The organism is Trinickia terrae (assembly GCF_005144415.1).
GTDB classification, from domain to species: Bacteria; Pseudomonadota; Gammaproteobacteria; order Burkholderiales; family Burkholderiaceae; genus Trinickia_A; species Trinickia_A terrae.
Genome location: NZ_SWJE01000016.1, coordinates 1 through 14,025 on the forward strand (window position 1 = coordinate 1; position 14,025 = coordinate 14,025).

The 14,025-nt window shown below is 63.6% G+C and carries 16 protein-coding genes; 14 read left to right on the plus strand and 2 right to left on the minus strand.

The features are described from left to right. Together ltrA and FAZ69_RS26265 are read left to right on the plus strand one after the other, a co-directional pair. Positions 1–1,299 (plus strand): group II intron reverse transcriptase/maturase (gene ltrA / locus FAZ69_RS26260; protein ID WP_439654801.1); only part of this gene is annotated, 1,299 nt, incomplete at its 5' end. A gap of 137 nt (positions 1,300–1,436) precedes the next feature. Further along, positions 1,437–2,474, plus strand: a complete 1,038-nt coding sequence (locus tag FAZ69_RS26265; protein ID WP_136898024.1) for an IS110 family RNA-guided transposase — start codon at positions 1,437–1,439, stop codon at positions 2,472–2,474. 311 nt (positions 2,475–2,785) lie between these two features. Here FAZ69_RS26265 and FAZ69_RS26270 read toward each other — a convergent pair whose 3' ends face one another. After that, complete coding sequence (locus FAZ69_RS26270; RefSeq protein WP_136898025.1) at positions 2,786–3,589, minus strand: IclR family transcriptional regulator; 804 nt, start codon at positions 3,587–3,589, stop codon at positions 2,786–2,788. 180 nt (positions 3,590–3,769) lie between these two features. Between FAZ69_RS26270 and FAZ69_RS26275 the strand changes: the two genes are divergently transcribed. The 12 genes from FAZ69_RS26275 (at position 3,770) to iscX (ending at position 13,057) form a co-directional block, all read left to right on the plus strand. Then, complete coding sequence (locus FAZ69_RS26275; protein ID WP_136898026.1) at positions 3,770–4,492, plus strand: (Fe-S)-binding protein; 723 nt, start codon at positions 3,770–3,772, stop codon at positions 4,490–4,492. Positions 4,493–4,537: 45 nt separating this feature from the next. Beyond that, the gene (locus FAZ69_RS26280) at positions 4,538–5,950 is read left to right on the plus strand and encodes a lactate utilization protein B (RefSeq protein WP_136898027.1); all 1,413 of its coding nucleotides are present in this window, start codon (positions 4,538–4,540) and stop codon (positions 5,948–5,950) included. 208 nt (positions 5,951–6,158) lie between these two features. Then, complete coding sequence (locus tag FAZ69_RS26285; RefSeq protein WP_136898028.1) at positions 6,159–6,392, plus strand: hypothetical protein; 234 nt, start codon at positions 6,159–6,161, stop codon at positions 6,390–6,392. Positions 6,393–6,483: 91 nt separating this feature from the next. After that, positions 6,484–6,972 (plus strand): low molecular weight protein-tyrosine-phosphatase, encoded by a 489-nt coding sequence (locus FAZ69_RS26290; protein ID WP_136898135.1) that lies wholly within the window; start codon positions 6,484–6,486, stop codon positions 6,970–6,972. Between the two features lie 104 nt (positions 6,973–7,076). After that, positions 7,077–7,610, plus strand: coding sequence for a Fe-S cluster assembly transcriptional regulator IscR (iscR, locus tag FAZ69_RS26295; RefSeq protein ID WP_136898029.1), 534 nt, complete (start codon positions 7,077–7,079; stop codon positions 7,608–7,610). Positions 7,611–7,675: 65 nt separating this feature from the next. After that, on the plus strand, positions 7,676–8,899 hold the full coding sequence (locus tag FAZ69_RS26300) for an IscS subfamily cysteine desulfurase (protein ID WP_136898030.1): 1,224 nt from the start codon (positions 7,676–7,678) through the stop codon (positions 8,897–8,899). Positions 8,900–8,975: 76 nt separating this feature from the next. Next, positions 8,976–9,395, plus strand: a complete 420-nt coding sequence (gene iscU / locus FAZ69_RS26305) for a Fe-S cluster assembly scaffold IscU (protein WP_136898031.1) — start codon at positions 8,976–8,978, stop codon at positions 9,393–9,395. Positions 9,396–9,424: 29 nt separating this feature from the next. Then, complete coding sequence (gene iscA / locus FAZ69_RS26310) at positions 9,425–9,748, plus strand: iron-sulfur cluster assembly protein IscA (protein WP_136898032.1); 324 nt, start codon at positions 9,425–9,427, stop codon at positions 9,746–9,748. 155 nt (positions 9,749–9,903) lie between these two features. Continuing rightward, positions 9,904–10,431 carry a Fe-S protein assembly co-chaperone HscB gene (gene hscB, locus FAZ69_RS26315; RefSeq protein WP_136898033.1) on the plus strand — a complete coding sequence of 176 codons (528 nt, stop codon included), beginning with the start codon at positions 9,904–9,906 and terminating at the stop codon, positions 10,429–10,431. A gap of 94 nt (positions 10,432–10,525) precedes the next feature. Further along, positions 10,526–12,397 carry a Fe-S protein assembly chaperone HscA gene (gene hscA, locus FAZ69_RS26320; protein WP_136898034.1) on the plus strand — a complete coding sequence of 624 codons (1,872 nt, stop codon included), beginning with the start codon at positions 10,526–10,528 and terminating at the stop codon, positions 12,395–12,397. A 95-nt stretch (positions 12,398–12,492) separates the two neighbouring features. Further along, positions 12,493–12,834, plus strand: a complete 342-nt coding sequence (fdx, locus tag FAZ69_RS26325; RefSeq protein ID WP_136898035.1) for an ISC system 2Fe-2S type ferredoxin — start codon at positions 12,493–12,495, stop codon at positions 12,832–12,834. 25 nt (positions 12,835–12,859) lie between these two features. Continuing rightward, on the plus strand, positions 12,860–13,057 hold the full coding sequence (gene iscX / locus FAZ69_RS26330) for a Fe-S cluster assembly protein IscX (RefSeq protein WP_136898036.1): 198 nt from the start codon (positions 12,860–12,862) through the stop codon (positions 13,055–13,057). A gap of 109 nt (positions 13,058–13,166) precedes the next feature. Here the strand turns inward: iscX and FAZ69_RS26335 are convergent, their stop codons facing one another. Then, positions 13,167–13,961 (minus strand): glycine zipper 2TM domain-containing protein, encoded by a 795-nt coding sequence (locus FAZ69_RS26335; protein ID WP_136898037.1) that lies wholly within the window; start codon positions 13,959–13,961, stop codon positions 13,167–13,169. Between the last annotated feature and the right edge of the window lie 64 nt (positions 13,962–14,025).

Sequence of the window (14,025 nt, forward strand, 5' to 3'; positions counted from 1 at the left end):
GAGCCGGAAGCGGTGCGTGATGAAGCACGGACGGCGCGAGACGAAACTGGAGGCTTGGGGCGAGACAGTCTGCTATCGCAGGTGCTCGCGAGAGCGAATCTGGTGATGGCGTGGAAACGCGTCAAAGCCAATCGCGGCAGTGCCGGGGTGGATGGGAAGTCGATCGCCGAGACGGCGGACTATCTCAAGACGCACTGGCCCCGGATTCGGGATGCATTACTGGACGGCAGCTACCGGCCCGCGCCGGTGAAGCGAGTCCAGATACCGAAACCTGGCGGCGGGAGGCGTGAACTGGGGATACCGACGGTGACGGATCGGCTGATCCAGCAAGCCCTGCTGCAAGTTCTGCAGCCCATCATTGATCCGACATTCTCCGAACACAGCTACGGCTTCCGACCGGGACGGCGTGCGCGTGACGCGGTGCTGATGGCACAACGGCATGTGCAGGACGGCTACCGGATGGTGGTCGATGTGGATCTGGAGAAGTTCTTTGATCGGGTCAATCACGACATTCTGATGGAGCGGCTCTCGAGGCGGATCGAGGACAAGGCCGTGCTGCGGCTGGTACGCCATTACCTGGTGGCCGGAATCATGGATGGCGGGGTGGTCAGTGAGCGATACGAGGGCACGCCGCAAGGCGGGCCGCTCTCGCCGCTGCTGGCCAATGTACTGCTGGACGAGGTGGATCGGACGTTAGAGAAACGTGGCCACCGCTTCGTGCGCTACGCCGATGACTGCAATGTGTATGTGCGCAGTCGGAGGTCGGGTGAACGAGTGCTGGACGGCTTGCGCAAGCTCTACGAGCGGCTTCACCTGAAGGTCAACGAGGCCAAGACGGCGGTGGCGCAGGCGACCGATCGCAAGTTCCTGGGCTACGAACTGTGGCGCAGTTCGGACGGGCGAATCAAATGCGCGGTTGCCCGTCAGGCGCTGGCGACCTTCAAGCAGCGCATCCGGGAAATGACACGCCGCTCGGGCGGGCGCAGCCTGCCGGAGTGCGTGGAGCGACTGCGGGCGTATATACCGGGTTGGAAGGCGTACTTCCACTTGGCCCAGACGCCCAGGGTGTTCCGCACGCTCGACGAGTGGATCAGGCACCGGCTGCGCGCGATGCAGCTCAAGCACTGGCGTCGGGGCACGACGATGTACCGGGAGTTGCGAGCGCTGGGCGCTTCGGAACAAGAGGCCCGCAGGGTGGCGGCGAACAGCTGCCGCTGGTGGCGCAACAGTTACTTGTTACTGAACCGAGCCCTGCCCATCGCCTACTTCGACCGGCTTGGCGTACCTCGGCTCTCATGACCTCAACGGCTCGAACCGCCCGGTGCGGACCCGCATGCCGGGTGGTAATGGAATGGACGCCCCCGTCCGAAACGGCATCGCCGTGTCAAAGTGGTGAGGCTGTCGAAACACCACCTTCATCGGAGGAGGGCGTCACCATGAACGTTACTACGATCGGCATTGACCTCGCCAAGAACATCTTCCAGGTCCACGGCGTGAATGAGCACGGCAAGACCGTGTTAAAGAAGCAGCTCAAGCGGCACCAGATGGTGGCGTTCTTCGCGAACCTTCCTCCCTGCGTGATCGGCATGGAAGCCTGCGCCAGCGCCCACTTCTGGGCACGTAAGCTGCAGGCGCTCGGCCATACGGTGCGGCTCATGGCTCCCCAGTTCGTCAAGCCCTACGTGAAGACGAACAAGAACGACGTTGCCGATGCGGAAGCCATATGTGAAGCCGTGTCACGTCCAAACATGCGGTTTGTGCCCATCAAGAATGCCGACCAACAGGCGGTTCTCGCATTGCACCGCGCCCGCCAGGGGTTCGTCCGCGCTCGCACGGCGCAGGCCAACCAGATCCGTGGACTGCTAGGGGAATTTGGTCTCGTGATCCCCCAAGGTATCAGCAGCATTACGCAAATGGTGCACGAACTCATCGAAGACGCTGACCATGAATTGCCGGGGTCATTCCGCCTGCTGATACAGCGCCTGACGGATCACCTGAAGGAACTTGACCGACAGGTCGAAGAGCTCGAGACGCAGATCAAAGCCTGGCATCACGCGAATGATGCCAGCCGCAGGCTGGCGGCCATTCCTGGCATCGGTCCGATCACAGCCAGTGCCCTGGTTGCGTCAATCGGCGACGCCAGATCCTTCAGCAACGCCCGGCAACTGGCGGCCTGGCTAGGCCTGGTGCCACGACAGCATTCGAGTGGAGGCAAGCCAACACTGCTGGGCATCACGAAGCGCGGCGATACCTACTTGCGTACGTTAATGGTGCACGGCGCGCGGGCTGTCGTCCGATATTGCGTTAACAAGGATGATGCGTTCTCGGGCTGGCTTCAACGCCTGCTGACGCGCCGTCACAAGAACGTCGCCGTGGTGGCAGTCGCCAACAGGAACGCCCGCATTGCCTGGGCTCTGCTCACGCAAGGCACTGCGTTCCGGTCGGATTACGCGCCGTCCACAAACGCCGAGTAATCCGATCGGGTTCAGTTAAGGCTCCCCCAGGAGGTTGCTTGGGCAATCGTGACGTGATGGCAAGATAGGTTGGACCGGGATCGGAATACTCTGCCCTCCCACAGGCGCTTCGAGCGCGAGGTGGTGATTAGAGCCCGATCAGCAGATTCCATCAGGGACAGAGGCGTTGCTGTCGCCTCCTCAACAGTCCGGATGTATGGCCGCAATCTCAATCCCATCTGCCGATCGTTCGCGAAGGCCTTGCAAAACGGGGGCGTCCATGTATGTGGGAGGGGATCGCTCAGGCTACCTGAGCGCCCCTATCCCGATGTTCAAGCGCGTTTCTGGGCGTCGGTCGGCGCGGCTTCGGGCCGGTATCCGAGCGATTCGGAAATCACGAGCGCGGTCTGGCTCAAATGGGCAAGCCAAGCGTCCTGGAGCCGGTCAGCCGGTGCGGACAGCGACAGGCCTGCGACAAGCTTGCCCGTATCGTCGTAAATACCTGCGGCGATGCAGCGCACGCCCAGTTCGAGCTCTTCGTTATCGCGCGCGCAGGCCTGCTGCCGCACGTGCAGCAATTCGCGCTCGAGTTTCGAAAGATCCGTGATGCTGTTCTGCGTGTGGCCCGAAAGCCCCGTGCGCGTAGCGTAGGCGCGTACGCGCGACGCTTCGTCAGCGGCAAGAAAGAGCTTGCCGACAGAGGTCAAATGCAGCGGCGCCCTGCCGCCGATCGCGCGTACCACTTGCATGCCTGAGCGCTCGGAATAGGCGCGCTCGATATAGACGATCTCGTCGCCTTGCCGGACCGACAGATTGACGGTTTGCCCAGTCAGCCGATGCAGTTCGCGCATCGGCTGGAGTGCGGCGTCACGCACCGAAAGCCGTGCTTTGACTAGATTGCCGAGTTCGAGCAGGCGCATGCCGAGGCGATAGGTGCCCGGATCCGAGCGGTCGACGAGGCGGCACGTCACCATGTCGTTCAAGATGCGGTGGGCCGTCGACGGATGCAGTTCCGTACGCTGCGCGAGTTCCTTGAGGCTGACCGGGTCGGTATGGTCGGCGAGAGCGTCCAACAGGCGCATCATGCGTTCGATGACCTGAATCGACGTTTTGGAATCCGGATTCGTTTCGCTCATCGTGAAAAATCGTTTGACGCGTCAACAGCGGGAGAGTCGATTGTATCTCGTATCGTGAAAAAAGCGAACGGCGTTCGAGGCCTGCCTCGGGCCGGAGATTCGGGCTTTCCCGCCCGTTTTGGCGTTGGAGATGCGAACCAAACAGCGGATAATCGCAGATGTTTTCTCGAAGGAGGGGCTATGCGTGTCGGATTGTTCGTGACCTGCCTGATTGACATGATGCGCCCGGAGATCGGGTTCTCCGTCATCAAGCTGATCGAGCGCGCGGGTTTCGAAGTCGTCGTTCCGCCGGCGCAGACCTGTTGCGGGCAGCCCGCCTACAACTCCGGAGAACGGCGTCTCGCGCGCGATCTCGCCGAGAAGACACTCCGCGAGTTCGAGCAGTTCGACTATATCGTGGTGCCGTCCGGCTCGTGCGGCGGCATGATCGGCGTCCACTACGGCGACTTGTTCGCTGACGATCCCGAACTGATGAGCCGCTACGGACGGCTGCGTCCGAAGGTCTTCGAGCTGACCGATTTTCTCGTCAACGTCGCGAAAATCGAACTGGCGCCGCTCGGGTTCGAGGGATCGGTTACGTATCACGACTCGTGCTCGGGGCTGCGCGAGCTGGGCGTCAAGGTGCAGCCGCGCGCGCTGCTCGCGCAAGCCGGCGTGGCGCTCACCGAGATGAAGGGTTGCGAGCACTGCTGCGGCTTCGGCGGAACCTTCGCGGTGAAGTACGGAAATATCTCGACGGCGATCGTCGACGAGAAATGCGCGAATATCCAGGCAAGCGGGGCGGATGCCGTCGTGCTCGGCGACCTCGGCTGCATGCTCAATATAGAGGGGCGCCTGCGGCGCACTGGCGACACCAAGACGCGCGTCCTGCACATCGCACAGGTTCTTGCCGGCGACGCGTGAAGCGGCCAGCCGCCGCGCTTTCCTCTTTTCCTCCAAGGTCGCCCCATGCAAGTTCAATCGATGCAGTTCAAGGCGCGCGCGGGCCAGAAGCTTGCGGACCAGCGTCTCCAGCAGAACCTGACCAAGCTGTCGACGAAGTTCGTCTCGGCGCGCGCGGCCTCGATGACCGCGATCGATTTCCCGGCGACGCGCGCCGCGCTGAAGGCGCGCCGCAATCGCGCGCTCGAAAACCTGGACGTCTGGCTCGAGACGTTCGAGCGCGAGGCGACGCGCCGCGGCGTCACGGTGTTGTTCGCGGAAACGACGCAAGACGCGGCCCGGCTTGTCGCCGATATCGCGAAGCAGCACGAGGTGAAGAAGGTCATCAAGACGAAGTCGATGGTGACCGAGGAGATGCGCCTGAACGCGGTGCTCGGCGAAATGGGCGTGCAGTCGATCGAGACGGACCTCGGCGAGTACATCCTGCAGATCAATGACAACGAGCCGCCGAGCCACATCATTGCGCCCGTCGTCCACAAGGACAAGGAAGAGATCTCGGACTTGTTCGCGAAGACGCATGGGCGCGCGCGCCTCACGGAAATCCCGGAAATGACGCGCGAGGCGCGCGAGGTGCTGCGGCCTCACTTCCTGTCGGCCGACATGGGCGTGACGGGCGGCAATTTCGTGATCGCCGAGACCGGCTCGGTGGCGCTCGTGACGAACGAAGGCAACGAGGGGATGTGCACCGTGATGCCGCGCGTGCATGTCGCGGTGACGGGTATCGAGAAGGTGCTGCCGACGCTCGAGGACCTTGCTACCGCGATGCGTCTCCTGCCGCGCTCCGCGACGGGGCAGACCACGTCGAACTATTTCTCCGTCCTGACCGGGCCGCGCGCGGCGGGCGACCAGGATGGGCCCGAGCATATGTATGTCGTGCTCGTCGACGGCGGCCGCACGGGGCTTATCGGCGGCGAGTTCCAGGAGATGCTGCGCTGCATCCGTTGCGGCGCCTGCATGAATCACTGCCCGGTGTATCAGAAGGTGGGTGGTCATACCTATGGCTGGGTCTATCCCGGGCCGATGGGGTCGGTGCTGACGCCGAGTTATGTCGGCCTCGACAAGGCGCTCGATCTGCCGCAGGCGGCAACGTTGTGCGGCGAGTGCAACAGCGTCTGTCCGGTGGGGATTCCGCTCTCGGATCTCTTGCGCAAGCTGCGCGAAAAGCAGATGGAGCGGCATTTGCGGCCGTGGCGGGAGCGCGCGGGCTTGGCCGTCTGGGGTTTCCTCGCGCTGCGCCCGGGCTTGTATAACTTGGTGACGAAGCTCGCTGTGCGCGTGCTCGAGCGCGCCGGCGGGCAGCGGCGCGCGATTTCGCGCCTGCCGCTCGCGCAGGGCTGGACGGCGACGCGCGATATGCCGGCGCCGGTCGGGCGGACGTTTCGCGAGTTGTACGCCGCGCAGCGCAGCCATATCGGCTGATCGCATCGCTGGCTTGGCGGGGGCGAGGGTTTGGCGGTGCGCCCTCGCGCATCGCGCCAAGATGGTTCCGCGCGCATACGACGATTGTTTGTCCCAATGCAACACTGCATTCGCTATTCGGTGCTTTTTCTCGATAGGTCCTGTCTATAGAATTTGGACTCGGCGCCATGGGTCGTTACTGCGCGCCATTCCCGAGAGAGAGCACATCATGAAAAAGAAAATATCGATCTACTGGCCGCTGGCGGTTATCGTGCCGCTCGCCGCAGTCGCTTACCTGCACGCATACGGCGATGCCGCCACGCACGCGCCACTGGCCGCGCGTCAAGTCACGGCGGAACTGGCCCGGACGGTTTCCTACGGCTACATCACGGACGGCGGTACGGCAAAAGAGCTGCCGGTGGTGCGCCGCGGCGCGCCGTTTGGCGCGTCGGAGGCTTCGTAAGCGCGTTAGTGCGTCCGACGAGGAATCGCTCGCCTTTGTATAATCGCGGGTCGGCTTTGTTCGGCCGCTTTCCAGGTTCTTGGCATCCTCGATGAATTCTGTTGCGATCTGCTTTGTCTGCCTCGGCAACATCTGCCGTTCGCCTACCGCCGAGGCGGTGATGCGCACGCAGGTCGAGGCGGCGGGATTGCAGTCGCGGATTGTCATCGATTCGGCCGGTACTGGAGACTGGCACATCGGCGAAGCACCGGATGCTCGGGCGCAGGGCGCCGCGCTGCAACGCGGCTACGATCTGTCAGCGCTGCGCGGCCGGCAGATCGCCAAAGCCGACTTCGAGCGCTTCGACTTGCTGCTGGCCATGGACGAGGCGAACCTGCGTGAATTGCGCAAGCTGTGTTCGACAGAGCAAAGCCACAAGGTGCGCCTGCTGATGGAGTTCGCTCCTCGGAGTGGACGCCTCGAAGTCGCAGATCCTTATTTTGGCGGCGCGCGAGGATTCGAAACGGTGCTGGATCAGTGCGAAGAAGCATGCCAGGGCCTGCTCGCTGATCTGCGCGTCAGGCTGGCGGCTGGAAATTAGTCATCCGCTCCGCTAATAACCGGAATCGAGATAGGGATACTTGACTAAATTTGTCATGTATTTATACTTGACCAAAACCGTCGAGAATTGCAGCTCCCCCAATTATGAGACTCACCACGAAAGGCCGTTTCGCCGTCACGGCGATGATCGACTTGGCATTGCGCCAGGAGCAGGGCCCGGTGACGCTGGCCGGCATCAGCCAGCGCCAGCGCATCTCGCTCTCGTATCTCGAGCAGTTGTTCGGCAAGCTGCGCCGTCATGAAATCGTCGAATCCGTCCGCGGACCCGGCGGCGGGTACAACCTCGCGCGCCGCGCGGAGGATGTGACGGTGGCCGACATCATCATCGCGGTCGACGAGCCGCTCGACGCCACTCAGTGCGGCGGCAAGGGCAGCTGCGAAGGCACCAAGCAGCACGATGGCCACTGCATGACCCACGAGCTGTGGGCCACGCTCAACCAGAAGATGGTCGAGTATCTCGATTCCGTCTCCCTGAAGGACCTGGTCGACCAGCAGCGCTCGCGCGAAGGCGCGCCTGCCGTGCTGCGCGATCGCCGCACCGAGGCGCCGGCTGCCGAACCCGCGCGGGTCGTGCCGAAAGGACCGAATTCCGTTTTCAATATGGCGACGAGTTCATAGACGCTCATCCCCACAGAGCCGAACCGTCAGCCGTAGCGCTGTGCATTGATTCCCCGGAGCGATTGATGAATAACGATATTCCCCACCTGCCCATTTACATGGATTACAGCGCGACGACGCCGGTCGATTCGCGCGTGGTGGACAAGATGATTCCGTACTTGCGCGAGCAATTCGGCAACCCCGCATCGCGCAGCCACTCGTATGGCTGGGACGCGGAGCGGGCGGTCGAGGAAGCGCGCGAGAACGTCGCGGCGCTCGTCAATGCCGATCCGCGCGAGATCATTTGGACGTCGGGCGCGACGGAGTCGGACAACCTCGCGATCAAAGGCGCAGCGCATTTCTACAAGAGCAAGGGCAAGCACGTCATCACGGTGAAGACCGAGCACAAGGCCGTGCTCGACACCTGCCGCGAACTCGAGCGCGAAGGCTTCGATGTCACGTATCTGGACGTGAAGGCCGACGGCTTGGTCGACCTCGATGTGTTCAAGGCCGCGTTGCGCCCGGACACGATCCTCGCGTCGGTGATGTTCGTGAACAACGAGATCGGCGTGATTCAGGACATCGCGACAATCGGCGAAATCTGCCGTGAAAAAGGCATCATTTTCCACGTTGACGCGGCGCAGGCCACGGGCAAGGTCGAAATCGACCTGAACAAGCTCAAGGTCGACCTGATGTCGTTCTCGGCGCACAAGACCTATGGCCCGAAGGGCATCGGCGCGCTCTACGTGCGCCGCAAGCCGCGCGTGCGCATCGAAGCGCAGATGCACGGCGGCGGCCACGAGCGTGGCATGCGCTCGGGCACGCTGGCGACGCATCAGATCGTCGGCATGGGCGAAGCGTTCCGGATCGCGCGCGAAGAAATGGCGACGGAAAACGAGCGCGTGCGGATGCTGCGCGACAAGCTGCTGCGCGGCCTCTCGGAGATCGACGAGGTCTATGTCAACGGCGACATGGAGCAGCGCATTCCGCACAACCTGAACATCAGCTTCAATTTTGTCGAAGGCGAGTCGCTGATCATGGCGATCAAGGATGTCGCGGTGTCGTCGGGTTCGGCGTGCACTTCGGCGTCGCTCGAGCCGTCGTATGTGCTGCGCGCGCTCGGCCGCAACGACGAGCTCGCGCACAGCTCGATCCGCTTCACGGTCGGCCGTTTCACGACGGAGCAGGATGTCGATTACGTCGTCAATCTGTTGAAGAGCAAGATTGCAAAACTGCGCGATCTGTCGCCGCTTTGGGAAATGCACCAGGACGGCATCGATCTGTCGACGATCAAGTGGGCCGCGCACTGAGCCGCCCGGTAAGCCGCCAGTTGCCGCCCGGGCGTCGCGAGCGAACGCCCGCTGAATCGAATCAAGGAGTGTGATCATGTCTTACAGCAACAAAGTTCTGGACCATTACGAAAACCCGCGCAATGTCGGCTCGTTCGCTAAGGACGACGATGCGGTCGGCACCGGCATGGTCGGCGCGCCCGCGTGCGGCGATGTGATGAAGCTGCAGATCCGCGTCGGCGCCGATGGCGTCATCGAAGACGCGAAGTTCAAGACCTACGGCTGCGGCTCGGCGATCGCGTCGAGCTCGCTCGTCACCGAGTGGGTGAAGGGCAAGACGCTCGATCAGGCGCTTTCGATCAAGAACACGCAGATCGCCGAGGAGCTCGCGCTGCCGCCGGTGAAAATCCACTGCTCGATCCTTGCGGAAGACGCGATCAAGGCTGCTGTCGCCGATTACAAGCAGCGTCACGGCGGTGCGCAATCGCCGGAAGAAGCGAAGCAACAGGTCGCCTGAGGGGCGGGCCGCGGGACGGGAAGAACGCTATGGCAATTACGATGACCGAAAAGGCCGCGCAGCATGTGCAGAAGTACCTGACGCGGCGGGGCAAGGGGGTCGGGCTGCGGCTCGGCGTGCGCACGACGGGCTGCTCCGGCTTGGCCTACAAGCTCGAATATGTCGATGAGGTCGCGCCCGAGGATCAGGTGTTCGAGAGCAACGGCGTGAAGGTTGTGGTCGATCCGAAGAGCTTGGCGTATATCGACGGCACGGAGCTCGACTTCGCGCGCGAGGGGTTGAACGAGGGCTTCAAGTTCAACAACCCGAACGTGAAGGATGAGTGCGGCTGCGGCGAATCGTTCCGCGTGTAAACGCCTTTGTCGAGCCGAGTTGGTGCTTCGGCACTTACTCGGGTCCCATGCAAAGCGCGGGTGGGAAAGAGGCGGCGCGGGCCGCCTTTTTGTTTGCTGGCCTCCTGTTTTTCGCGGCCCCATCCGCTTCCAACGATGACTGACGACGTAATGTGATGGCCTCGATCAGCGACAGCCACTTCGACCTTTTCCAGCTGCCGGCGCGCTATACGCTCGATGCCGAAGCGCTCGAGCACGCGTATCGAACCGTGCAAACACAAGTCCATCCGGACCGCTTCGCCGCGGCCGGCGACGCGCAAAAGCGCATCGCGATGCAATGGGCCACGCGTGCGAACGAAGCGTATCGCACGCTGCGCGATCCGCTGAAGCGCGCGATGTACTTGCTGTCGCTGCGCGGGGTCGATGTCGCGATGGAAAGCAACACGGCGATGGAGCCGGCATTCCTCATGCAGCAGATGGAATGGCGCGAGGGCGTGGAGGATGCAGCGGCGGCAAGGAACATCGACGCTCTCGATGCGCTCTTGAACGAGCTGCGCGACGAGGAGCGAGCGCGCTTCAACAAGCTCGCCGCGCTGCTCGACAGCGGCGCCGACCAGGCAGCGGCAGAGGCGGTGCGGCAATTGATGTTCATCGAACGCGTTGCGGCGGAGATCGGCGCACAAATCGAAAGACTCGAACACTGACGACAACGGGCAGCCGGTGCGCACGAACACTGCGCACACGGTGACGCCCTGCAACGCGATAATGGCGGGGACGCACGAACCCCGAAACGTACTGATGGCTTTACTGCAAATTTCCGAACCCGGCATGGCGCCCGCGCCGCATCAACGGCGTCTCGCTGTCGGCATCGATCTCGGCACGACGAACTCGCTCGTCGCCGCGGTGCGCAGCAGCATCCCCGAAGTGCTGCCCGACGAGCACGGCAACCTGCTGCTGCCGTCGGTGGTCCGCTATCTGGCGAAGGGCGGCCGGCGCATCGGCCACACCGCGAAGGCGGAGGCGGCTTCCGATCCGCGCAACACCATCGTGTCGGTCAAGCGCTTCATGGGGCGTGGCAAGGAGGAGGTCGAAGGCCATGAAAATGCGCCATATGACTTCGTCGATGCGCCCGGCATGGTGCAGATCCGCACGATCGACGGCGTGAAGAGCCCGGTCGAGGTGTCCGCGGAAATTCTCGCGACGCTGCGCCAGCGCGCCGAGGATACGCTCGGCGACGAGCTCGTCGGCGCGGTCATCACCGTGCCTGCCTATTTCGACGAAGCGCAGCGCCAGGCGACCAAGGACGCTGCGCGCCTCGCCGGCCTGAATGTTCTGCGCCTCCTGAACGAACCGACTGCGGCTGCGATCGCCTACGGGCTCGACAACGGCGCGGAAGGGCTCTATGCCGTCTATGACCTCGGCGGCGGCACGTTCGACCTGTCGATCCTGAAGCTCACGAAGGGCGTGTTCGAAGTGCTTGCAGCGGGCGGCGACTCCGCGCTCGGCGGCGACGACTTCGACCACGCGCTTTTCCGGCACGTGCTCGCGAAGGCGGGCATCGCGGCGCGGAGCCTGTCGCACGAAGACGTGCGCTTGCTGCTGGATCGCGTGCGCGAGACGAAGGAAGCGCTGTCGTCGGCGCCGAGCGCGATGCTCGAGGTGACGCTCTCGAGCGGCGCGAAGCTCGACATCGCAGTCGCCGAGAGCGAATTCGCCGATCTCGTTCAGGACCTCGTGCAGCGCACGCTCGGTCCGACGAAGAAGGCGCTGCGCGATGCCAAGATCGCGCCGAAGGATGTCAAAGGCGTCGTGCTGGTCGGGGGCGCGACGCGCATGCCGGTGATCCGGCGCGCGGTCGAGGCGTTCTTCGGTCAGCCGCCGCTCGTCAATCTCGATCCGGATCAAGTGGTCGCGCTGGGCGCGGCGATCCAGGCCGATCTGCTCGCCGGCAACCGGGGCGCGGACGGCGACGACTGGCTGCTCCTCGACGTGATTCCGCTCTCGCTCGGCGTCGAGACGATGGGCGGTCTTACCGAGAAAATCATCCCGCGCAACTCGACGATTCCCGTTGCGCGCGCGCAGGATTTCACGACCTTCAAGGACGGCCAGACGGCAATGGCGATCCACGTCGTGCAGGGCGAGCGCGAACTGGTGTCCGACTGCCGGTCGCTCGCGCGCTTCGAGCTGCGCGGCATCCCGCCGATGGCGGCCGGTGCGGCGCGCATCCGCGTGACGTACCAGGTCGATGCGGACGGCTTGCTGTCGGTGTTTGCGCGCGAGCAGCATTCGGGCGTGGAGGCGTCGGTGGTCGTGAAGCCGTCGTACGGCCTCGCGGACGACGACGTCGCGCGGATGCTCGAAGAGAGCTTCAAGACCGCCGAAATCGACATGCGCGCACGCGCGCTGCGCGAAGCGCAGGTCGAAGCGGATCGCCTCGTGGAAGCAACCGAAGCGGCGCTTGCCGTCGACGGTGAGTTGCTTGCCGCCGATGAGCGCGCCGAAGTCGACGCGGTGCTCGAGAGCCTGCGCACGCTTGCCAAGGGCGACGACACCGGCGCGATCGAAGCGGCCACCAAGGCGCTCGCGGCGCAAACCGACGAGTTCGCCGCGCGCCGCATGGACAAGGGCATTCGGCTCGCCCTGACGGGCCGCAAGCTGGACGAGATCTGATCGAGTCCGACGAATCTTAGGCGGCGCTGCAAGCCGCCGGTAACATGCGGCGGCGCTCGAGCGCCGCCGCGCCACCCAGTCAAAACGGAATTCGTATGCCTCAAATCGTTGTGCTGCCTCACGTCGAACTGTGCCCGGACGGGGCCGTGATCGACGCCGTGCCGGGCAAGAGCGTGTGCGACAGCCTGCTCGAACACGGTATCGAAATCGAGCATGCCTGCGAAAAGTCTTGCGCTTGCACCACGTGTCATGTGATCGTGCGTGAAGGGTTCGACGCGCTGACGCCGTCCGAAGAGGACGAGGACGATCTGCTCGACAAGGCTTGGGGGCTCGAGCCGACGTCGCGGCTATCGTGTCAGGCGGTCGTGCCGGATAACGAGGATCTCGTCGTCGAGATTCCGCGCTATTCGATCAACCACGCGAAGGAAAATCACTGAGCAAGATCCTAAGGAGCGAGACGCCATGAAGTGGACCGATACGCAAGAAATCGCGATGGCCCTGACCGACAAGCACACGGATATCGATCCGCAATATGTGCGGTTTACCGACTTGCATCGCTGGGTCACCGAACTCGAAGGCTTCGACGACGATCCGGAGCGGTCGAACGAAAAGATTCTCGAGGCGATTCAGCTGGCCTGGATCGAGGACGCGGCTGAATGAATTAGGCTGCAAGCAGTGGCAGGCGCCCAGATGGAAAAAAGGCGATTCGGATTTCCGAATCGCCTTTTTTCATGCCGACGAGCAAGCCTTGCGCGGCTGCTCGAGCCGGTTACCCGGCCACGAGAGTGCCGTTCTCAATCCGCACGCGCTCACCTTGCTGGAACGGCGGCGCATCGTGGTACGTGAAATAGCGCGTATGGCCGTTTTCCATCCTCACCCGGACTTGATAATCGGTTTCGCTGCGCAGGTGCTTTTCGAGCGCATTGCCGCCGAAGCCGCCGCCGACCGCGCCGAGCACGGTCATTGCCGCGCGGCCGTTGCCGTGGCCGAACATGTTGCCGACGAGGCCGCCCGCCACTGCGCCGCCGACGGCGCCGATACCGGTGCCATGACCTTCCTTCTTGATAGCGACGATCGATTCAACTGTGCCGCAGCTGGCGCAGTACGCCGGGGCCGGCTGGGACTGCTGCTGCGCGTATTGCGGCTGCGCCGGCCGCTGTCCGTACTGAGGTTGCGCTGGCTGTTGCGCATATTGAGGCTGAGCGGGTTGTGCCGCTTGTTGAGCCTGAGCCGGTGCGACGGGCGCTGCAGGAGCCGCGGTTGCGGGCTGCTGAGCCGTCGTTTGCGGCTGTTCTTGAGGCGCGGCCGAGCCCGCTTGCTGATCGGCTTGTCCGTTGGCCGCCAGCTTGGCCGGCGCGGACGAATCGACCACCCCTTGCGGCTGCGCGGTGACCGCGGCTGCCTGGGTCTGGTTGCTGAGCGAGTCGGAGCTCGATGCCTTCGGGAACAGGCCCGTGATCGCCGCGGTGGCGGCGAGGCTCGCGACGATGACGCCCGCCGCCGCAGTGGCGATGAGCGGATGAAGACGGCGATGCGGCGTGGTCGGCGTGTTCTGGTTGTCCATTTGGAACCTCCGTCTAAGCAGAGTCGATTTACCTAAGACAATAGTCTCCGCCGATTGGCACGGT